Origin of the sequence: Bradyrhizobium sp. SZCCHNGR1005 (assembly GCF_032489995.1) — a bacterium.
GTDB lineage: Bacteria > Pseudomonadota > Alphaproteobacteria > Rhizobiales > Xanthobacteraceae > Bradyrhizobium.
In genome coordinates, this window is record NZ_JAUEZC010000002.1 from 329019 (window position 1) to 349832 (window position 20814).

Genomic DNA, 20814 nt, shown 5'->3' on the forward strand with positions numbered 1-20814 from the left:
TGCGTAATTAAGCGTCAATGCGCTGCCGCGCCAGCTAACGCGTTCTAGCGGCAAAATCCCCCGGGAATTCACGGGAAAACATGAATTATTCACCACTGGCGAGCAGCGACCCGGCCCGTCGCGCGCTCCGCAACAGGGCAATGAATGCCGCAAACGACGCCAATAGAAGGGCGGCATTGAGCGCAAGCGAAGCCAGCATCAGATCAGCACGAAACACGTGCTCGATCAGAAGCGCACGCATGCCCTCGAAAACATAGGTCGGCGGCAGCGCCCAGGACACCCATTGCAGCCACCCGGGCAATACGCTGACCGGATAGTAGACGCAGGCAAGCGGCATCAGCGCGAACATCAACGTCCACACGATGCCCTCGGCGCCCAGACCGTTGCGCAGCACGAGACCCGACACGAAGATGCCGACCGCCCAGGACGTGAAGATCAGATTGCAGAAGAAGGCGATCAGCGGCAGGCCCAGGCTGTAGAAATTGAATTGGAAGAAGACGATGGCAAGCAGGGTCATCGGGATCACGCCGATCGCCAGCCGCACCAGGCTCATCGCCATCAATGCGATCAGGAACTCGACCGGCTTGAGCGGGCTCATCATCAGGTTGCCGAGGTTTCGCGCCCACATCTCCTCCAGGAACGAGATGGAGAAGCCGAGCTGGCCGCGGAACAGAATGTCCCAGAGGATGACGGCGCCGATCAGGGTGCCGCCCGCGCGTGCAAAGAAGCCGGCGTTGGTCGCTATATAGGTCTGCAGGAACCCCCAGGTGATGATCTGTAGCGTCGGCCAGTAGATCAGCTCCAGGAGCCTCGGCCAGGAGGAGATCAACAGATACCAATAGCGCAGGATCATCGCGCCGATCCGGTGCGGGGCAATGGCGAACGAGGGATCGTTCATTGCGCGACCTCGCGATGGCGGCCGCGGGCTACGTCGAGGAATACCTCTTCCAGCGTGCTCCGGTTATAGCGCGCCATGATCTGCGCCGGGCTGTCGTCATCCTCGATGCGGCCGCGCTTCATGATGATGACCCGGTCGCAGAGCCGCTCGACCTCCAGCATGTTGTGGGAGGCGAGCAGGATCGTCGCACCGCACCGCTTGCGATAACGTTCGAGATGGCCGCGCACCCAGTCAGCCGTATCAGGATCGAGCGAAGCGGTCGGCTCGTCCAGGAGCAGAAGCTCGGGATCGTTGATCAAGGCCTTGGCCAGGGCCACCCGCGTCTTTTGCCCTGCCGACAGCTTGCCCGAGGCCCGATCGAGAAAATCGGCAAGATCGAGATCGGCAGCGAGCTGCGCGATCCGGTCTTTCAGGTTTTCGACCGCGTAAAGGCGGCCAAAGATCGTGAGGTTCTGCCGCACCGTCAGTCGCATCGGCATGTCGACATAGGGGCTTTCGAAATTCATCCGCCCCAGCACCGCGGCACTTTCATCCGGCATCCGATGTCCAAGCACCTCGACCAGGCCCGAGGTCGGCAGCACCAGCCCCATGATCATGGCGATCGTGGTGGTCTTGCCGGCGCCGTTGCCGCCGAGCAGGCCGGTGATGCTGCCGCGGCCGATCCGAAACGAGATATCGTCGACCGCGCGGGTCGCCTTATAGACTTTCGTCAGATGCGTGACCGCGATAGCCGCCGAAATATGCGGATCCTGGGCGGCAGCGCTGGACAAGGCTGCGTCATCATGTGTCATGGGCCCCGTTCATTGGGCCATTGCGCTCCGAAGCGCAACAGGCCAAGGACGTGAACAGGCCGATTTGTCGCCGCCATCGGGCGGCACTAAGTTTCGGGTCATGACCGACACGCTGATCACGGACACGCCGGATACCCAGCTTCGCCATCCGCGGCGACGGGTCCGGCTCGACACCATTCTGCGGCTGCGCTGGCTGGCTGCACTCGGGCAGCTGACCGCGATCTTCGTCGTGTTGCAGGGATTGGAATTCGATCTTCCGGTGGTGCCCTGCCTTGCCGTGATCAGCGTATCGGCGCTCCTCAATCTCGCGCTGCAGATCGCCTTCAATCCGATGCAGCTCTTGGAACCGCGCTATGCCGGTGCCCTGCTCGCGCTGAACATCGTCGAACTGGCAGTATTGCTCTATCTGACCGGCGGGTTGGACAACCCGTTCTCTTTCATGTTCCTGGTGCCCGTCCTGATCTCGGCGACGGCTCTGCCGGTCCGGCTCACCGTGGCCCTTGGATTGCTCGCAGTCGCCTGCGCCAGTGTGCTGTTGTTCTATCACATGCCGCTGCCCTGGGTGGTTGAGGAGCCGCTGGATTTCCCACCGATCTATATTTTCGGTGTTTGGCTTTCGATCGCGCTCGCGATCGGCGTGACCAGCCTGTATTCGTTCCAGGTCACCGAGGAAGCGCGCAAGCTGTCGGACGCGCTCGCGGCCACCGAGCTCGTTCTCGCACGCGAGCAGCATCTGACCCAGCTCGATGGACTGGCGGCAGCCGCGGCGCACGAGCTCGGCACCCCGCTCGCGACCATCGTCCTGATCTCACGCGAGCTCGAGCGGGCGCTGCAAAGCAACGATCAGGTCGCAGACGATATCAAGACGTTGCGCGAGCAGGCGCAGCGCTGTCGCGACATTCTCAGCAAGATCACCCAGCTCTCATCGACCGGATCGATGTTCGATCGCATGAAGCTCTCCACCCTGATCGAGGAGACGGTGGCCCCGCATCGGGATTTCGACGTCGACATCAAGGTGCGCATTGCAGTCGCCGCAAGTCCGGAGCCGGTCGGCACGCGCAATCCCGCGATCCTCTATGGCGTCGGCAATATCCTCGAGAACGCGGTGGACTTCGCTCGCGATACGGTCGAGGTCAACGCCTGGTGGAACAAGGATACGGTCGAGATCGTGATCTCCGACGACGGTCCAGGTTTCGCGCCTGAGATCCTGAAGCGGATCGGCGAACCCTATCTCTCACGGCGCCGCGGCAACGACGAATCCCAGGGCGGCGGTCTCGGGCTCGGGGTGTTCATTGCGCGGACGTTGCTTGATCGCACCGGCGCCAAGGTCTCGTTTACCAATCGCTCATTTCCCGACCATGGCGCGGTGGTGCAGATCGTCTGGCCACGGGAGCGGTTCGAGGCCGTCGAGGAAGGTGAAATCAAGGCATCATGATCGACGCGAGCCCCTAGCCCCCGGCAGGTCCTGCCTGACAGGAAGCCACTGATACCAATGATGAAAAATGCGCGGCGTCACGCCGCACGCCGACCGCCTTGGCAGATCATGGGCGCGACGCCATATGTTCCGCGAGCTTTCCCGTAAACCCAAGCCTTTCCGAGGATGACCGTGGGTGCCATCGCCGAACTTGCCAGTCAGCCCGACCGTTCGCTGCTGATTGTGGAAGACGACAAGCCGTTCCTGGAACGGCTCGCGCGGGCCATGGAGACCCGCGGCTTCATCGTCACTTCCTGCGAAAGCGTGGCCGATGGTATCTCGCAGATCGGCAAATCAGCTCCCGCCTTTGCGGTCGTCGATCTCAGGCTCGGCGACGGCAACGGGCTCGACGTCGTCTCTGCGCTGAAGCGCAAGCGCCCCGAAGCCCGCGCAATCGTCTTGACCGGCTACGGCAATATTGCCACCGCCGTCACCGCGGTGAAAATGGGCGCGGTCGATTATCTCGCCAAACCTGCCGATGCCGATGATGTCGTGGCGGCGCTGCTCTCGACCACCACGGAAAAATCGGAACTGCCGCAGAACCCGATGTCGGCCGACCGGGTCCGCTGGGAGCACATTCAGCGCATCTACGAGATGTGCAACCGCAATGTCTCGGAAACGGCACGCCGGCTCAACATGCACCGCCGCACGCTGCAGCGCATCCTCGCCAAGCGGGCACCGAAGTAGGCGGCCTCGGCTCGAGGCCGACCGGCAGCCGCCGGAATTTCAGAATTCCTGATGTCCTTGCGGATCGATCAGCCGGCTCATCCGCTGCGCAGCGACAAGCGCAAACCGCACCGTCATCAGCTTGCGTGTCGGCGCCGGTAGCTTGTGCAAGGGCGCCTCGCAGTGCAGATGCGCACCATAAGCATCAGCGACGATGAGCCCCGTCTCCTTCGGGAAGATCTCGCACGGCAGATCCTGCGTGAAGGCGAAGAACAGCCGGTCGCAATGCAGCCGGTAGTCCTCCCATTTGTTGTCCGCGCGCAGGTCCTCGACCGAGGATTTGATCTCGACGATCCAGATCTCGCCGCGCTCGTTGAGCGCCACGAGATCGGCGCGGCGGCCTGACGGCAGCGGCAATTCGCTGACGGCGGCAAAACCGAGCGAGCGCAACAGCCGCGAGGTCCCGCGCGCGACCGCCAGCGCCGTTTCGGACTGGCGCCCGTCAAGCGGAACGAGAGTGATCTTGGCGGCCGACGATTCCATGTGGCCAGAATAGCCGATTCCGCGGCCGACCCAAGGGCACTCTCATCATCACGGAACCGGGAACTCAGCGGACACCTTTGGCTTAACAAGCGGCCGCCGTGACGGCGGCGCCACAGGGGCGGCCGTCCATGATCGATGATCTCTGGTACAAGAACGCCATGTTCTACTGCTTGGCCGTCGGCACCTACATGGACGCCAATGGCGACGGCATCGGCGACTTCATCGGCCTGACCCTCCGCCTCGACTATCTGCACGGGCTCGGCGTCACCGCGATTTGGCTGATGCCGTTTCAGCCGTCGCCGCAGCGCGACGGCGGCTACGACATCGCCGACTATTACGGCGTCGACCCGCGCTACGGCACGCTCGGCGATTTCGTCGAGTTCACCCATGGCTGCAAGCAGCGCGGCATCCGCGTCATCTTCGATCTCGTCGTCAACCACACTTCCGATCAGCATCCCTGGTTTCAGGATGCGCGGCGCTCGAAGGATTCGCCCTATCGCGACTGGTATGTGTGGTCGGACAAGAAGCCGGCCAACGCCGAGTCCTGTTCGCATGCGTTGCGCCCCAACGCCGGAACAGCCGCCAAGTTCAGAGCAGGTTCAGAACGCACCCTGTCGGCCTTCGTCTCGGCTACGTTCGACAGGTCCATTCAACAGGGCGAAATCGTGCGTCTTTTCGCTTGGCGCGATGCCAAAAATGAGCATGCTTGGGGGCATGACCCAGAACACCAGGCAAGCAACCGAGAACAAAGCCAAGGCCGGCGCGATCATCGTTCCCGTCACGCCGTTCGAGCAGAACTGCACTCTCCTCTGGTGCGAGACGACCAAGAAGGCGGTCGTGATCGATCCCGGCGGCGACGTGCCTGTGATCCGCGACGCCATCGCCAAGACCGGGGTCACGGTCGAGAAGATCTGGCTCACTCACGGCCATATCGATCATGTCGGCGGCGCTGCCGAGCTGCGCGAAGCGCTGAATGTGCCGATCGAGGGCCCGCATATCGCCGACAAGTTCCTGCTCGACAACGTGGTGTCGAGCGGCGCCCGCTTCGGCATCACGGGGGTGCGCGATTTCACCCCGGATCGCTGGCTCGACGAGGGCGACCGGGTCGAGATCGGCGAGCTCGCCTTCGACATCTTCCATTGCCCCGGCCATTCGCCGGGCAGCGTGGTCTATTTCAACAAGGGGATGCGCTTCGCGCTCGTCGGCGACGTGCTGTTCAACGGCTCGGTCGGCCGCACCGATCTGCCCGGCGGCAGCCATGCCACGCTGATCCGGTCGATCACGGAGAAGCTGCTGCCGCTCGGCGACGATGTCGGCTTCATCTGCGGCCATGGCGCCGGCTCGAGCTTCGGGCAAGAGCGGATGACCAATCCGTTCCTGACCGGCGAGCTCTAGTCAGGGCAGCATCGAACGCGCAGGAGCTATTTCTTCAGGCCGGCCGCGTGCAACGCGCGCTCGATTACGGCGGCGACATCGATCTGCGGTCGCCGCGGCTTTCGCTCCGGATGCTTCGGCGCGCTCCTGGCAGCCGTTTCTGCCGGCTTTGTTGCGGCAGGCCGCAGCTCCGCCGGCGCTGGCTCGGCGGGCTTCCCATTCAGCGGCTTCGCATCAAGCGTCTTCTCGGCAGGCGCCTTCCCGTTAAGGGGTTTGCCATCAAGCAGCTTGGCATCCGCAAGCTGCTGATCCGCCGTCTTCGGCCACAGCATCTTGGTCAGGCTCGGAAGCGCGGCCGTAATCGGCGAGACCTGCGGAATGAGCTTGGCGCTCGGCGATTCCGGCGCCACCTTCGGCGGACGGATCCAGTCGGTGACCCCGAAGAATTTCGCGATGTGGTAGGAAGACGAGATTCCTGCCTCGAGCAGGAACGGTCCCTGCTTGCCGTAGCGCTTGTCGTTGGCGGCGAGCCCCAGCGGCGTCCCATGCGCCATGTCGGTGATGGCGAAGGCCTCTACGACCGGCTCGCCATCGGCGTTCCACCACTGCTGGCGCGGATAGCCGTCGACCTCGGCGGTCGCCATCGGCGGCAGCGGCAGACGATGCAGGTCGAGCCACTGCTTGACGATCTCGTCGGCATTCTGCGGATGCACGGTGCGGTCCGCCGTGCCGTGCCACACCGACAATTTGGGCCAGGGACCGCGGTGGCGTGAGTTGCCGCGCACCAGCTTGCCGAGCTCGCCGGCGGACCTCGTCTGCGGCATGCGCATCTGCATGATGGCATCGCGCATGTTGCGCGCCGTGCCGAACGGCAGACCGGCGATGACGGCGCCGCCGGCGAACAGCTCCGGATAGTTCGCCAGCATCGCCATGGTCATGGCGCCGCCCGCCGACAGGCCGGTGATGAAGACGCGCCGGGGATCGATCGCGAGATCGGCGACCATGCGCGCGATCATCTGCCTGATCGAGCAGACTTCGCCCTGGTCGCGCGTGATATCTTCCGGATCGAACCAGCTGAAACAGCGTTGGCCGTTGTTGGCGCGTTGCTGCTCCGGCAACAGCAGCGCAAAGCCGTAATGCTTGGCGAGCGTCGACCAGCCTGCACCAAGGTCATACTCGGCCGCGGTCTGGCCGCAGCCATGCAGCACGACGACGAGCGGCAGCAGCGGCTGGCGCTGCGCCGGCACATAGGCGAACATCTTCAAGCGGCCCGGATTGGAGCCGAAGCGGTCGATCTCGATCAGCGGAGTGGATGGCGCCGGCCGAGGCTGGCGCTGGAAGTCCCCAAATCCTGTGATGCCGTGCAGCTCTCGGAGCCGTCGCAAATATTCTACATTTTCAGCGAGGGACACCCGCAACTCCTTGTTGGCAGCGACGGAATCAACACGACATCACCTAAATAGTTGCTGCAATGCAAAATAAAAAGAAGCAGGATTCACCGTCTCCGGCAATTCTGTTGCGAATTTCTCGCTTGCTGCGATCTAAATGTCACGAACAGCGGCACACGCCATACAAAGCGGGTTCAACGCGATGTTTGCCGGCGCGATCGCGAGCCCAGCGGACCACGACTTTTACCTGCTGACAGCTTCGTGACGCGGCGTGCTGCGATTGTGAGCATCAAATGCCGCGTCAGAGCAATAGACACGTAAGATGTTTCTCGGCCCTCAGATCGCTTTCAGCTTGCGATAGGCGAACCACACCATTTTCAAGAGCAGCCAGCCGTCACGGAAGCGCGAGATCTGCGTCTCGCCGAACGTGCGCGCCTTGTAGTGGATCGGGGTCTCGATGATCTTCAGGTTCTGTTTTGCGGCGCCGAAGATCAGGTCGAAATCGCCGAACGGATCGAAGTCGCCGAAATAGCCGCGTTCTCTCGCCAGCACTTCATAGTCCTTGCGCAGCAGCACCTTGGTGCCGCACAGCGTATCGGTGAGGCGGGTGTTCACCAGGAAGCTGAACAGATAGGCGAAGCAGCGATTGGCGATGAAGTTGAGCGGCCGCATCGCTTCGTCTTCCATCGGATAGACCAGCCGCGTGCCGTTGACGAACTCGGCCTTTCCGCTCTCGATGACCGTGTGATATTTCGGCAAGGTCTCCGGCGGCATGGTGAGATCGGCGTCCAGGATCATCAGCACGTCGCCGCTCGCCGCGGCGAACCCCTTGCGCACCGCGTCGCCCTTGCCCTTGCCGTCCTGTTTGAAGACCTTGATGTCCCACTGATCCTTGTAGGCGTCGCGGACGCGCTCGCATTCGGCGAAGGTGCCGTCGCTGGAATTGCCTTCGACGAACAGGATCTCCTGGTGCGATCCGAAGCGCGGCATGCGCTTGATCGCGTCCTCGATATTGCCGCGCTCGTTGCGGCAGGGAATGACGATGCTGGCGGAGAGCTTGCGATCCGGGAAATGCCGCACCGGGCGCGCCACCAGATATGTCCGCAGGCACAGCGCGCGGATGCCCGGCAGTGGAGCGATGTAGCTGTTGATGAACGTCCCAAGCCCGAACCAGCGCTGCGGCAACAGCTGCCGCTGTTCGTGGCGGATGACCTCGAAATCCGCGAGGTCCATCAAATTGAGGAAATCGGCGGTCGCGATGTAGTTGATCTTGGGCTGCTTGCGCCGCAGGTTCACGGCTTCGGCGGCCTTCAGGATCGGCTCCCACAAATGGGAGTAGTAAGAGATGATGATCCGCGTCGACGGCGCGCAGAGCTTCTGGATCAGCCGCATCGTGCCGTCGATATCCTCGAACATGCCGATGGTATCGGCAATGACGATGTAATCGAACGGCCCTTCGATCGCATCCAGCGTTGCGGGATCCTCGACGTCGCCGAGCACGAAATTGAGCTCAGGATGCCGCGCGTTCGCGGTGGCGATGGTCTGCGCGCCGAAATCGATGCCGACGCCGTAAGCGGGCTTGAGCCCGGCGAGCAGATCGCCGCGGCCGCAGCCGAGCTCCAGCACCCGCTTTCCTGGCGGGATCAGGAACTGCATGAATTTGAGGTCGTCGGCGTGATAGGCGGCGTTGAATTCGCGCCAGCGGTCGAGCTCCTCGACATTGCTTTCATAGTGATCGAGCAGATCGCGCTTGCGCTTGCTCGGCAGTTGCAGCGTCGCGTTGGCGTCGGACGGCCTCAGATACATCACAGCCTCAGGCGAAAAGTGCGGATATTCCGGTTCATGGACGGCCCCCCGTTATAGGTCGCGCGGGCAGCGGGTCAATCGGCGCCCGCCGTTTAGGGCCGCGTATGGTTGCGCCGCTGCAACCGCGGGCCCATCCACGAAGGACGACCCGGCTGGGTGCAATCGCACCAGTGTTTCCGCCTGCGGCCGTCCTTGGTCACGCCAAGGTCAGGAATGCAGCCCGCCACAGTGGACACGCCCCGTTCCGCGCAAGACGTCAATCCGCCTTGCGCCGCCAGCAATTGCCTAATCACGGTCCACCCCATAGCCTCTCCGAGAGACAACAATGAATTCCACGCGGGAGAAAACACATGGCGCGCCTCAAATTCGGAGCTTTCCTGGCTCCGCATCATCCGATCGGCGAGCATCCGATGCTGCAATTCCGCCGCGATCTCGACCTCGTCGCGCAGCTCGACGAGCTCGGCTATGACGAGTTCTGGTGCGGCGAGCATCATTCGAGCGGATGGGAGACGATCGCCTCGCCGGAGATGTTCCTGGCCGCAGCCGGCGAACGCACCAAGCGCATCAGGCTCGGCACCGGCGTCATCTCGCTGCCCTATCACCATCCGTTCAATGTCGCCCAGCGCATGGTGCAGCTCGATCACATGACCGGCGGCCGTGCCATTTTCGGCTCCGGCCCCGGCGCGCTGGCCTCGGATGCCCACACGCTCGGCATCGACCCGATGACGCAGCGCGACCGCCAGGACGAGGCCATCGCCATCATCCGCCGCCTGTTCAACGGCGAGCGCGTGACCGCCAAGAGCGACTGGTTCACGATGAACGACGCCGCGCTGCAGATCCTGCCGCTACAGGAGGAGATGCCGTTCGTCGTGGCTTCGCAGATCTCGCCGTCCGGCATGACGCTCGCCGGCAAATACGGCATCGGCATCATCTCGCTGGGCTCGATGTCGACGCAAGGATTGATGGCGCTGCCGCAGCAATGGGAGTTCGCCGAGGACGCCGCGAAGAAGCACGGCACCACCGTGAGCCGGGCGAACTGGCGCGTGCTGCTGTCCTGGCACATCGCCGAGACTCGCGAGCAGGCGCGCCGCGAGGCGGGCGCCGGGCTGATGCGCTGGCACAACGAGTACACTGTCGGCACCCTGATGCGCCCTGGCCTCAAGCCGTTCGCCTCGCCGGACGAAGCCGTCGACAAGACCGCCTTCGTCGAGGGCGCGGCGTCGACGATCGGCACGCCCGACGATCTGGTGAAGACGATCAAGAACCTGATGCAGGTGTCCGGCGGCGTAGGCACCATCGTCGGCTTCGTGCACGACTGGGCCAACCCGGAAAACACCCGCCGCAGCTGGGACATGGTCGCGCGCTACGTGGTGCCGGAGATCAACGGCTACATCGACGGCCTACGCCGTTCGCAAACCTTCGTCATCGAGAACCGCGACATCTTCGAGCGCGCCGGCCAAGCCGTGATGGCCAAGATCATGGACAACGAGAAGGCCGCCGCCGCGCTGGCGCAAACCGGGCCAGGCCGGGTCGCGATTCCGGCCGTGAATGCGCCGGACCTGCAGGAGGCGGCGAAGCGGAGGGGGTGATGGGGCAGAGCCTGCGACGTAAGGCGGGCACGCTGCCGGTTCTCCCCTCCCCCTTGCGGGGAGGGGTCGGGGGTGGGGGTCTCACACGAAGACTGCGGTTGATTTTCCTGCAGCCTGTAGGGCGGATTAGCTAATCCGCCCTACGCGCTTAGTTGGACGTGCGATCATTTCCCGCGCATTGTTCTAACAGCGCGCGGAAGGCATTCGCACACTGCCGCACGTTCTGGCCCGATCAACTCGACCACCCACTTTAGCGCCGAAGCCGGAACGCGCATTCGGGCCAACCGTAGAGCATTGAAGACAGCATCTGCGGTTCCACCATGGTCCAACACCGCAAGTACAGCGCTATGGGTAAATAGATCAATGGAAGTTCCAACCGTTAGACGCGGATAACGCTCGTTGCAAAGTCGCACAGCCTTCCGCTCGTCAATCAAGGCGATCGCACCTTTTTCAACGCTGTAAGCGATCGTCGCAGCCTCGCCGTCGTCAAGTGTCGCCTCACCCCGTCCAATCACCAAATCTTCGAAATGGGACTCAGTGAGGTCGTCGAGTTTCGCTACTGAGATAAAGCCCGAGCCAATAAGTTCAGCAACCAATTGTCCATCGTTGCGACCGTTTCGGCGATCTTCGATGAGTTCTCCCTGCACAACGTCGGTAATAATAAAGGGATTTGGAATTGCCTTTAGAATGCTCGGTGCGCAAGCCGTCGCATTCAAATTGATCACGGTACTCGCATCGAGTACAACAGGTGCCGTGGGGTCAATCAGGCATGAGAGCCCCATCGGCTTCACTCCCTTCTAGTTCGAGGCCATCAAACATGCGCCGCAGCTCGACACGGTCCAATTGGAGCATGCGGGCGAGTTGGCCTTCGCTGAGTATCCCGCGGCGCCACACTTCGCCGGCGAGGAGACCGAGCCTAAGCGTGGTGGGCCTATCCGCATCCCCCTTGTGGAAGTCGGGCCTCGTAAGGTCTCCCAGCACCTGAATGGCCTGTCGATCGCTGATGCCCCCGTTTTCTTGAAACCAATCCCACGTGCCAAGCTTCGTCAACTTGAGCTCTTCCAGTCGCCTAACGATCGCTTCGCGTGAGACGCCAAAATAATGAGCGAGGACGATAACGTGCCTTCGGGTCAGCTTTTCCGATCCGACAGTCAGCTCCTTGAATTTCTGCATAACCGCACGGGCCGGAGTCATAAACGCTCTGCCGAACGTGTTGGCGTAACGCTCCTCGCGGGAGTTTTCAGTGACACCTTCTTCCAGGACCTCCGGCTCCCTCCGCGTAGAAACCAGATGGCCGAGCTCATGAGCAGCCGTCTGTGCGCGGCGATCGCGCGGATGATTTCCGTTGAGAAGAATGCAAGCGCCGAGCGCTTCATCGTACGCGAACACGCCGGAAATTCCGCCGTCGATGCGACGGATATAGACGCGGACGCCAAGTTCGAGCTCCAGGAGCGTTACAATGTCGGAGATTGGACTTAAGCCAAGGCCGAGCCGCTGCCGCAATTCAAGGGCGTCCTGTTCCGCCTGTGCTCGAACGTCTCCGGGAAGAATCGGGCGTTCCGGCGGATAATTGCGCAGCGGTTTCACGCCGAGAAGTTGTTCCAGCTCTGCCTCAGCTCGTGCCAGGGCCTCTAGCTGCCTAACGGCAAGCTCAACGGCGTCATCCTCCTGTTGGAATAATTTGCGGAATTTGGGAGTCAGATCCGCGTGGATCGCCTCCTGCCGCATCAGTTCATTAATCGACATCCGGTAAAGCCTCGCGAGCTTGCGCAGCTCGTCGATCCGCACGCGCCGCTGCCCCTGCTCGATCGCAACCAGAGTGGTACGCGACAGTCCAACGGACTCTGCCGCTTCCGCTTGCTTGAGCTTCATGCGGTCGCGCGCTTCGCGAAGGCGTTCGCCGACTTCCGTCGGCGGCATAGTGTCAAGTAGAGTGGTCATTGTCGGCCCACTGAGCAACGAATGACTGCGGTCCCAAAGAATTCATATAAGTCTTCCATTCTTTTTGATGTTGGGAGAGCAGTCGGTCCAATTTTGGACGAGTGACAGCTTCCGATTCGCCAAGCGCACGCGCTAGCTGAAAGACCGCAAGATTCAGCGACCGGTCGGCTGCGGGTGACTGCTTTAGATACGCGAGATGATCGAGATGCAACGTGCCTGCGATTGCATATTGCCTTTGAGCACTGGTCGTTTTCTTGAAACCTTCCGCAACTCCCGCATCAAAGGTTGAGGCAGAGAGATTTTCCCACACATAGGTATCTGCAGGCTCCGAGAGATCAGCCGCATGAACACTCAACCGACGCAGCATGCAAGCCGCGCAAATGCCACACTGACGCCTGTGATTATCGACCGATACATGACGGCTACCCTGCCAACACGATCTCGTCTTCGACCACGAAGTATCCTTGCCAGCGCTTAATTCCATGTACGCCCTAAGGGTTTCGCCTTTGGTAAACCAAAGGCGCGGGAATACGAAAGCGATGTCTGTGCCAAGCAGCACTCTAAAAAACGCTGTCATGAGGTTCATGAATCGAGGATGGTTGCGATAATCCTCGTACCCCTGACCGACCGGCACAAGCGTGGGACCCAGCGCGCCTTGTCCACTCTCCGGCACGATGATCTTTCTGGCTTTGGCAAAATATGCAGCCGATCCGCTTAGCACGGCGAATTTGAATCCGCGAGACCGGGCGCTTGATTCAACAAAGCGGAAAGAACCGGACTTCACCTGATACGGCAGCGCCATGAAAGGCTGCTTTCGACCCAGCACGTCCTTGGGCTGGTCTTTCGTCTTCGATCCGAGGCGAACACGGACCAGCCGGCCACCATATTCCTCTGCCATCAGTGCACCTACTGCGCGGGAGTCTAGTCCATCGCTGAAGGGAATGACCGCGTCAGCCCCGGTTTCCAGATAGAAAAGTTTTTGTGCTGGTTCAGCGGCAGGTTTCCTGCGCTTAATGAAGCCGATTCTCCATCGATCGCCCGTCAGAAGTTCCAGCGCCTCGTGCAAGGCGTCAGATACAGTCCTTTGATTCCAGACATCTGGATTATGCACGGGCAGGCGCAGTTCGAACGCACGACCCCATCCCAGTGCCGGGCGACGTTGTATCCGATCACAAAATTCAACTGATGCCGCCAACAGCATCAAGTCGAATACGACCGGCTCCCATTTCGCGAAAAAGTAGGCGGCGAGATTATGCGCCTTAAAGACAAGGTTGGTTTCGATCTCGCAACCAATCCAATTTGCTCGAGCGCGTCCGCCGACTTCGTGCACATCGACCTGCGCTCCCTGCAGCTCACAATCATTCATGGCAGCCTCACGCCGTCTTCGAGACCCTGCTGCCTGACAGACTGGAACTGAGTGGCCGAGTCCAAGCCTGACAAACGACGAGCGAGACCCGTAATCGGAGCTCTTGCGATGGCGTCCTCCATTCGATTTCTGACTCGAGTCGCCATCGATTCGGGGCTCTGCTTGCGCAGATAATGTTCTTCCACTTGCCGGGGGCCTCGAGCTGCGCGATCGCGCAAGGCATTTTCAACACCGTCGCAAACGGCATCGATACCAAGCCTTCCACTGGCAAGAGATTGCGTGACATAATCGAGGATCAGGCGCCGCATCGGGTATCCGGCGGAAAGATCCCGCCGCGCGGCCTCCAGCTCGACAGACCTATCTTGTCCGAACATGTCGATCTGTTTGGCGTCGCCCAGGATCGCACCTATGGCGCGAACGACTTCGCCACAGCGTTCATCCCGCCACGTCTCCTCCAAAGCCGGAATGACACGTCCAGCCACATCATCCGGCTCAAATGCCGCCTTATGCGCCCATTCCGCAAACTTCTTCCAGGCAGGCGTCATATTCAGACTTTTGTATGGACCATCACTCACAGCGATCCTCCATGTCAAAAATATAGTAAAAAAATTCGACAATGTCAAATATGATCGAGTCGCCGGCTAAGTTAGTCGGCCAAAACGACTTGCGCCGAAAAACTCATTTCGCCTGCCGGCTCAATGCCATCACCCCTGTCCAGTCCTCCCCGCGAAAATATTCCACTTTCGCTTTTTCAGAAATCGTGTTTCTCTATCCCCGTCCCGCCTCGCTTGAGGGGCGCTTCGCGATCGTCACGAACGTGGAGGCGGGATGCGGTGGGCGTGTCGATGTTGCAGCGCGGGTTTCCTCGCGCCGACGAACAGCAGCGATGCGCACGGTCAAGTCGCGTGGTCCTGATACTCCGACGCTAGTATTAAGCCTGAGCTGGCGCTCACGCGCCGCGCAGGTGACGGTGGCCAACAAGCCCGGCGCACCGGGGAGATCGCGAAGCAGCCGTTAAAGCCATCGCGCGGGGAATGCCGGGTGTCCCGGCTGAGCCCGTGGTGACTGCCGCCTGCTTTCTCTTCTGCAGGCGGGCCATGGGTGCGGCCAGCGCCCGGCATTCCCCGTGCCCTCTGCTTGAAGAGGGCAGGACTTCCAGCAAGACTCGGACGCGCGAAATGCGTCGCGAGATCGCGAACGCGTGCGATGCAGCGGAACTGAAGAACGAATGAAACCGCGGAACATATTGCATCACGGCTGCAACCGCATATCAATGAACGCTCCGATGTGCGACCGCCCCTCCTACCTTTCCGATGAGATGGAGCTTCCGCGATGTCGATGCAAAGTGTGGCCTCTCCCGCGCTCGTGCTGAAATCGCCGAAGCGCAATTCGCTGACGCATATTCCCGGCGACGAGGGCTGGCCGATCATCGGCAAGACGCTGCAGATCCTGGCCGACCCCAAGGGCCATGTCGAAAGCAACGCGGCCAAATACGGGCCGGTCTATCGCAGCCACGTGCTGGGGGAGACCACGGTCGTGCTGCTCGGGCCGGAGGCCAATGAGCTCGTGCTGTTCGACCAGGCCAAGCTGTTTTCATCGGCGCATGGCTGGGAGCCGGTGCTCGGCCTGTTGTTTCCGCGCGGGCTGATGCTGATGGATTTCGAAGAGCATCGAGCGCATCGCAAGGCGCTGTCGGTCGCGTTCAAGGCCGGACCGATGAAATCCTACCTCGCCGGGCTCGACCGCGGCATCGCCGCGCGGGTCGCGCAGTGGAAGGCCCATCCGGGCGAGATGCTGTTCTATCCCGCAATCAAGCAGCTGACGCTCGACCTTGCCGCGACGGCCTTTCTCGGCACCGAGCTTGGGCCGGAGGTCGAGACGATCAACCGCGCCTTCATCGACATGGTCGCCGCCGCGGTCACCCCGATCAGGCGGCCGCTGCCCGGCACGCAGATGGCGCGCGGCGTCAAGGGGCGCAAGCGCGTCGTCGCCTATTTCTCCGAGCAGATCCCGCTGCGCCGCGCCAAGGGCGACGGGGAGGACCTGTTCTCACATCTCTGCCGCGCGACCGACGATGACGGCGCGCTGTTGTCGACGCAGGCCATCGTGGATCATATGAGCTTCCTGATGATGGCGGCCCATGACACGCTGACCTCGTCGTTCACGTCCTTCGTCGCGCAGCTGGCCGCGAATCCGGACTGGCAGCAGGCATTGCGCGCGGAGGTCACGAGCCTCGGCCTCGCCGACGGCGAGCCGATGGATGCGAACCATCTGGAGCAGATGAAGCTGACCGGGATGGCGTTCCAGGAAACGCTGCGGCTGATGCCGCCGGTGCCGTCGCTGCCGCGCCGCGCGCTCAGGGACTTCACCTTCAAGGGCTATGCGATCCCGGCCGGCACGGGCGTCGGCGTCAATCCGATGTTCACGCACCATATGCCGGAGATCTGGCCCGAGCCTGATCGCTTCGACCCGATGCGCTTCACCGACGAGGCCCAGCGCGGACGCCACCGTTTCGCGTGGGTGCCGTTCGGCGGCGGCGCCCATATGTGCCTCGGTCTGCACTTCGCCAACATGCAGGCGAAATGCTTCGCTCGGCACTTCCTCGCCAACGTCGAGGTGTCGTTCGCATCGGACTATCGGCCGAGCTGGCAGGTGTGGCCGATCCCGAAGCCGCGTGACGGGCTGAAGGTGACGCTGAAGGCGCTGTGAGTGCACGCTCGAACAGAACATGCAGCACGCGGATCAGCTTCCCGGTCGCTTCGCTAACGCTCGCGATGACGGAGTTCATGATCTCGGCCCGTGCAGCACGTCATGGCGAGCCAACGGATTTGCGCAAAGCGCGGAGCGATGACAGGCTTCGCGAAGCCATCCAGAAAGCGCGTCAGGCTTCGGGATTGCTCCGCAGTGACGAGGCATCGCCGCGAACGCCCTCCGCCTTACTCCACCGCCTGACCCAACAGCTTGCGCATCGCTTCATATCCTTGCTGCTGCTGGCTCCAATTGCGGCCGCCGGTGATGGCGCCGTCGATGACGAGGTCATGCCCGTTGATGAAGCTCGATTCGTCGCTGGCGAGAAACACCGCGGCATAGCCGATGTCGTCGGGCAAGCCGGCGCGCGGGATCGGCTGCGCCGTCGCATAGGCGTTGCGGATCGTCTCGGGTGTCTTCTCCGCGACATCGGTGGACAGCCCCAGCGCCTTGCCGAAGATGCCGGTGGCGATCAGGCCCGGCGAGATCGAGTTGACGCGGATGCCGGACTCGCCGAGCTCCATGGCCACGCATTTGGTGAGATGAATGACCGCGGCCTTGGCTGTGCTGTAGACCAGCGAGGTCGAAAAGCCGGCGAGCCGGCCGGCGATGCTGCCATTGTTGATGATGCTGCCCGAACCCTGCTTCTTCATGTGAGGCGCGGCATACTTCATACCAAGCATCACGCTGCGCAGCAGAACAGCGATCGCGGCATCAAACCGCTCCGCCTCGAGCCCTTCGATGCCGCCGGTCTGCGCGGGACCGCCGGCATTGTTGAACAGGCAATCGAGCCGGCCGAAGCGTTCGACCGCGCCATCGATCAAGCCACGCACCTGCTCGTCGACCGCCACGTCGGTCTGATGAAAAATGCAATTCGCGCCCAACCTGCGCGCCAAGGCTTCGCCCTCGGCCGCGCGACGGCCGGCAGCGACGACCTTCGCGCCCTCGGCCACGAATATTTCAGCCGTGCGCAAGCCGATGCCGCTGGTGGCGCCGGTGATCACCGCGACCTTGCCGTTCAGTCGTCCCATGTGTTGCTCCCTTGTCCTTATCCAGGCGTGACCAGCGCGGATCCCGTTCCGCGTTGGAACTATTCTCAACCGTACCGCATGACAGGACAAACGGGAGACCTATCCACGATCGTGTCGAACTTCCGCCCTCTTGGCCTTAATTTGGATGCGCCGTTCAGGCTGATGAATGCAATGAGGCGATTCGTCGACGAGTTCCGGAGCGCTTGGCGGGGCGAATTGCAGCCGGCGCCAGCGATGAGTGTCGGTTTTGGTGTTCTCTGCCTGGCGCTGGCGACGCTGGTGCGCTGGGGGCTGGCGCACATCCGTCCGGACATCTTTTTCACGCCGTATTTTCCTGCAGTGGTCTTCGTCGCCGCATTCGGCGGTCCGCGCTATGGAATTGCAACCTCGATCGCAGGCGGCGCACTCGGCATGCTGCTGGAATTCGGCGCCGGCCCGTCCGATGGCGCGAAGCTCGTCTTGTTGGCCCTGTATCTGGTCGCCTGCGGCCTGGTGATCTGGGGCATCAGCCATTATCGCGCCATCGCAGCCAAGCAGCGCGAGATCGCCAAACGCCTGATCGAGGAAGAGCAGTATCGGAAGCTCGTGGTCGACGAGTTGCAGCACCGGCTGAAGAACAAGACCTCCACCATTCACGCCGTGCTGCATCAGGTGCTGTATGATCGCCCGGACGTGTGGGCGACGATCGATCATCGCATTCGGGCCCTGGCCACCGCCGATGACCTGATCGCCAAGGTCGATGGTCGCGGCTGCGACCTGAAGGACCTTTTGGTCTCCGAGCTCGGTCCGTATGGCCATGTGCGCTTCGAACTGAACGGCGGCCCGCTATTCCTGCCCGCCAAGCTCGCCGTCAGCCTGGCCCTCATCTTTCATGAGCTTGCGACCAATGCCGCCAAATACGGCGCCTTCTCGTCGCCCTGCGGCTATCTGCAGGTGAGGTGGACGGAGCAGGACGGCCGGCTCAAGCTCGCCTGGGACGAGTCCGACGGACCGCCGATCGAAACCGTCGGCGATCCCGGCTTCGGCACCAAGCTGCTGAAGGCGGCTCTGTCGACCTTCGACGGCACGTCCGAGACCAGCTTTCTCAAGACCGGCATTCACTGCACCATGCAATGTCGCATTCCGCCGAGCTGACGTATCGAAGCGAGACAATGCCTTGATCCCGCCACGCCCACCAAGCGATCGCATCAATACTCCATTAACGATGGCACGCCCGCAGGCCCCTGGAAATCGGTGCACGCGGCCGGCGAGCTCCGTGTTTCTACGTAGCGCTTAACTAAAATGAAGCGGGAACTTGCGCACATTCGCGCGCATGTACGGCATCGATCGTTTCAACCTTTCCTCCGGCGCAGATCAGAGCACAGCCACCACAGAGGCCGAGCTTCACTTCTTGCGCAATGTTCTCGGCCTGCTCCCGACCGGCGTGACGGTCCAGGACGAGCACGGCCGCTTTGTGCTGATGAACGATGCGGCCGCAGCGCAGCTCGGCTTGACTGCGGAAGGTCCGGCCGCCGCCGCGGCCACCAAACATGTCCAACGGCGGCAGGCGACCGGCCGCGACGTCTTGGGTTCAGGACGGCCGATGGTGGCGGAAGAGCCGGTCGCGACCGAGCACGGCGCGCAGACGCTGCTGACGGCGCACCGTCCTGTGCGGATCGGCGATCGCAACCTGCTGATCTCAAGCTCCGCCGATATCAGCGAGCAGAAGACGTTCGAAGAACAGCTCTTCCGTTCCGCCTATTACGACGAATTGACCGGCTTGCCGATGCGCCGCGTGGTGGAGCATCGCGCCGAGACTCTGATCAGGCAAGGCAAGACCGCCGGCCGGTTCGCCCTCGCCTTCCTCGATCTCGACAATTTCAAATACATCAACGATTACTACGGCCACGCCACCGGCGATGCGCTGCTGATCGCGCTTGCCAAGCGGATCGGCCGCGACCTGCGCGAGAGCGACCTGTTGTCGCGGATCAGCGGCGATGAATTCCTGCTGCTGCTCCACCCGATCGAGCGCGCCGAGGAGGTCTCCGAATTTCTGCAAGCGACGCTGCATCGGCTGAGCGCGCCCTTCTTCATCGACGGCGCCGAGGTCTTTGCCTCCGCATCGATCGGGGTCAGCCTCTTCCCCGAACATGGGACGAACTACGAGGTGCTGCGCCAGAACGCCGACCTCGCAATGTACCGGGTGAAGAATGCCAGCAAAGGTGCGATGGCGTTCTTCAACAGCGGCATGGAGCACGAAGCGCTCGCCCGCATGCAGGTCGAACAATCCCTGCGGCTCGCCATCCTGGAGAAGCGCTTCTGCTGTGCGTTCCAGGCGAAGGTCGACATCCGCACCGAGGAGATCAAAGGCATCGAGGCTCTGGTGCGGCTGCGCGACAATGAGGGCGTGATCCAGGCGCCGGGCGCCTTCGTCAACCTGGCCGTCGAGCTCGGGCTGATCGACGAATTGACGCATCTGGTGCTGGCCGAGATCATCCGATCCATCGACCTGATCAACGAAACTTTCGGCGCGGACACGACCATCAGCATCAATGTCGCGGCCAAGCAGGCCGGCAACCCGGACTTCATGCGGCCGTTTGCGCAGGCGATCGCGGCGACCGGCTTCCCAAAGCGCTTCATGGTCGAAGTCACGGAGGATGCGTTCGTCGCCCGCAGCCATTTCCAGGATCAGATCCTGCCGCTCTTGCGCGAGATCGGCGTCGGCATCTCGATCGACGATTTCGGCATCGGCTATTCGTCGCTCTCAGCGCTGGCCGACATCACCGCCGACGAGATCAAGATCGACCGTTCCTTCATCACGGACATTCACAAGCGTCCGCGCAGCCAGGGCATTTTGCGCGCGATCGAATCCTTGAGCGAAGCGCTCGGCATGACCGTGATCGCCGAAGGCATCGAGACATTCGAGGAGCTCGCTTACCTGCAAGCCGCGACCCGCATCCGCTACGCGCAAGGTTATTACTTCTCGCGGCCGATCTTCCTCGAGGAGTTGAGACCCGCGACGCCACTTGCAAGCGAAGCGCGCGTCAGCCTGGCGAGTCGCGCGGTGCAGGAAAACCGGCAGGCCTATATCCGCGGCAACCGCTATCGACGCTAGCCTGGCGGAACGGACGGGAGGCACCTTGCGGCGCGGAAACCGCCTTGCCTTGACCGAGCCCCCACACTATCAGTTCTCCCTATAAGCGCCCGAAAGCTGGGAGGA

General features: G+C 62.2%; 18 protein-coding genes and 1 pseudogene. 9 read left to right on the top strand and 10 right to left on the bottom strand.

The window, feature by feature from the left end; genetic code table 11:
- Positions 1-85: 85 nt before the first annotated feature.
- Together QXZ85_RS07635 and QXZ85_RS07640 are read right to left on the bottom strand one after the other, a co-directional pair.
- Complete coding sequence (locus tag QXZ85_RS07635) at positions 86-898, bottom strand: ABC transporter permease (RefSeq protein ID WP_316173878.1); 813 nt, start codon at positions 896-898, stop codon at positions 86-88.
- Positions 895-1689 carry an ABC transporter ATP-binding protein gene (locus QXZ85_RS07640; RefSeq protein WP_315702456.1) on the bottom strand — a complete coding sequence of 265 codons (795 nt, stop codon included), beginning with the start codon at positions 1687-1689 and terminating at the stop codon, positions 895-897. Before QXZ85_RS07640 ends, QXZ85_RS07635 begins: the two co-directional genes overlap by 4 nt.
- Positions 1690-1789: 100 nt before the next feature.
- Between QXZ85_RS07640 and QXZ85_RS07645 the strand changes: the two genes are divergently transcribed.
- Both QXZ85_RS07645 and QXZ85_RS07650 read left to right on the top strand, forming a co-directional pair.
- The gene (locus QXZ85_RS07645) at positions 1790-3124 is read left to right on the top strand and encodes an ActS/PrrB/RegB family redox-sensitive histidine kinase (protein ID WP_315702455.1); all 1335 of its coding nucleotides are present in this window, start codon (positions 1790-1792) and stop codon (positions 3122-3124) included.
- 171 nt (positions 3125-3295) lie between these two features.
- Positions 3296-3850 carry an ActR/PrrA/RegA family redox response regulator transcription factor gene (locus QXZ85_RS07650; protein ID WP_315702454.1) on the top strand — a complete coding sequence of 185 codons (555 nt, stop codon included), beginning with the start codon at positions 3296-3298 and terminating at the stop codon, positions 3848-3850.
- A gap of 39 nt (positions 3851-3889) precedes the next feature.
- On the opposite strand, the gene QXZ85_RS07655 is transcribed toward QXZ85_RS07650, so the two are convergent.
- Positions 3890-4372, bottom strand: a complete 483-nt coding sequence (locus QXZ85_RS07655; RefSeq protein WP_315728133.1) for an MmcB family DNA repair protein — start codon at positions 4370-4372, stop codon at positions 3890-3892.
- A gap of 128 nt (positions 4373-4500) precedes the next feature.
- On the opposite strand from QXZ85_RS07655, the pseudogene QXZ85_RS07660 reads away from it, so the two are divergent.
- Positions 4501-4914: pseudogene (locus QXZ85_RS07660) on the top strand (alpha-amylase family glycosyl hydrolase); the annotation flags it as partial.
- A gap of 160 nt (positions 4915-5074) precedes the next feature.
- Positions 5075-5767, top strand: coding sequence for an MBL fold metallo-hydrolase (locus QXZ85_RS07665; protein WP_409977479.1), 693 nt, complete (start codon positions 5075-5077; stop codon positions 5765-5767).
- Positions 5768-5793: 26 nt separating this feature from the next.
- Here the strand turns inward: QXZ85_RS07665 and QXZ85_RS07670 are convergent, their stop codons facing one another.
- Positions 5794-7158 (bottom strand): PHB depolymerase family esterase, encoded by a 1365-nt coding sequence (locus QXZ85_RS07670; RefSeq protein WP_315761691.1) that lies wholly within the window; start codon positions 7156-7158, stop codon positions 5794-5796.
- 312 nt (positions 7159-7470) lie between these two features.
- Positions 7471-8940: a glycosyltransferase gene (locus QXZ85_RS07675; protein WP_315761689.1), complete on the bottom strand. Its 1470-nt coding sequence runs from the start codon at positions 8938-8940 to the stop codon at positions 7471-7473.
- Positions 8941-9290: 350 nt separating this feature from the next.
- Between QXZ85_RS07675 and QXZ85_RS07680 the strand changes: the two genes are divergently transcribed.
- Entirely contained in the window at positions 9291-10529 is a 1239-nt protein-coding gene (locus tag QXZ85_RS07680) for an LLM class flavin-dependent oxidoreductase (RefSeq protein ID WP_315769355.1), read from the top strand.
- Between the two features lie 164 nt (positions 10530-10693).
- Here the strand turns inward: QXZ85_RS07680 and QXZ85_RS07685 are convergent, their stop codons facing one another.
- From QXZ85_RS07685 to QXZ85_RS07700, 4 genes are read right to left on the bottom strand one after another with little or no spacing between them, the layout of a single operon-like run.
- Positions 10694-11311, bottom strand: a complete 618-nt coding sequence (locus QXZ85_RS07685) for a hypothetical protein (RefSeq protein WP_315769363.1) — start codon at positions 11309-11311, stop codon at positions 10694-10696.
- The gene (locus tag QXZ85_RS07690; RefSeq protein WP_315769356.1) at positions 11289-12470 is read right to left on the bottom strand and encodes an XRE family transcriptional regulator; all 1182 of its coding nucleotides are present in this window, start codon (positions 12468-12470) and stop codon (positions 11289-11291) included. Before QXZ85_RS07690 ends, QXZ85_RS07685 begins: the two co-directional genes overlap by 23 nt.
- The gene (locus QXZ85_RS07695) at positions 12454-13836 is read right to left on the bottom strand and encodes a 7-cyano-7-deazaguanine synthase (RefSeq protein ID WP_315769357.1); all 1383 of its coding nucleotides are present in this window, start codon (positions 13834-13836) and stop codon (positions 12454-12456) included. Before QXZ85_RS07695 ends, QXZ85_RS07690 begins: the two co-directional genes overlap by 17 nt.
- On the bottom strand, positions 13833-14411 hold the full coding sequence (locus tag QXZ85_RS07700) for a hypothetical protein (RefSeq protein WP_315769358.1): 579 nt from the start codon (positions 14409-14411) through the stop codon (positions 13833-13835). Before QXZ85_RS07700 ends, QXZ85_RS07695 begins: the two co-directional genes overlap by 4 nt.
- Before the next feature lie 41 nt (positions 14412-14452).
- Here QXZ85_RS07700 and QXZ85_RS07705 point away from each other — a divergent pair, with 41 nt between their 5' ends.
- Both QXZ85_RS07705 and QXZ85_RS07710 read left to right on the top strand, forming a co-directional pair.
- Positions 14453-14854 (top strand): hypothetical protein, encoded by a 402-nt coding sequence (locus QXZ85_RS07705; protein WP_315769359.1) that lies wholly within the window; start codon positions 14453-14455, stop codon positions 14852-14854.
- A 314-nt stretch (positions 14855-15168) separates the two neighbouring features.
- Positions 15169-16545 (top strand): cytochrome P450, encoded by a 1377-nt coding sequence (locus QXZ85_RS07710; protein ID WP_315702448.1) that lies wholly within the window; start codon positions 15169-15171, stop codon positions 16543-16545.
- Between the two features lie 227 nt (positions 16546-16772).
- On the opposite strand, the gene QXZ85_RS07715 is transcribed toward QXZ85_RS07710, so the two are convergent.
- On the bottom strand, positions 16773-17615 hold the full coding sequence (locus QXZ85_RS07715) for a glucose 1-dehydrogenase (protein ID WP_315761685.1): 843 nt from the start codon (positions 17613-17615) through the stop codon (positions 16773-16775).
- 171 nt (positions 17616-17786) lie between these two features.
- Between QXZ85_RS07715 and QXZ85_RS07720 the strand changes: the two genes are divergently transcribed.
- The gene (locus QXZ85_RS07720) at positions 17787-18749 is read left to right on the top strand and encodes a sensor histidine kinase (RefSeq protein WP_315761683.1); all 963 of its coding nucleotides are present in this window, start codon (positions 17787-17789) and stop codon (positions 18747-18749) included.
- A 178-nt stretch (positions 18750-18927) separates the two neighbouring features.
- Positions 18928-20709, top strand: coding sequence for a putative bifunctional diguanylate cyclase/phosphodiesterase (locus QXZ85_RS07725; RefSeq protein WP_315769654.1), 1782 nt, complete (start codon positions 18928-18930; stop codon positions 20707-20709).
- The last annotated feature ends 105 nt before the right edge of the window (positions 20710-20814 follow it).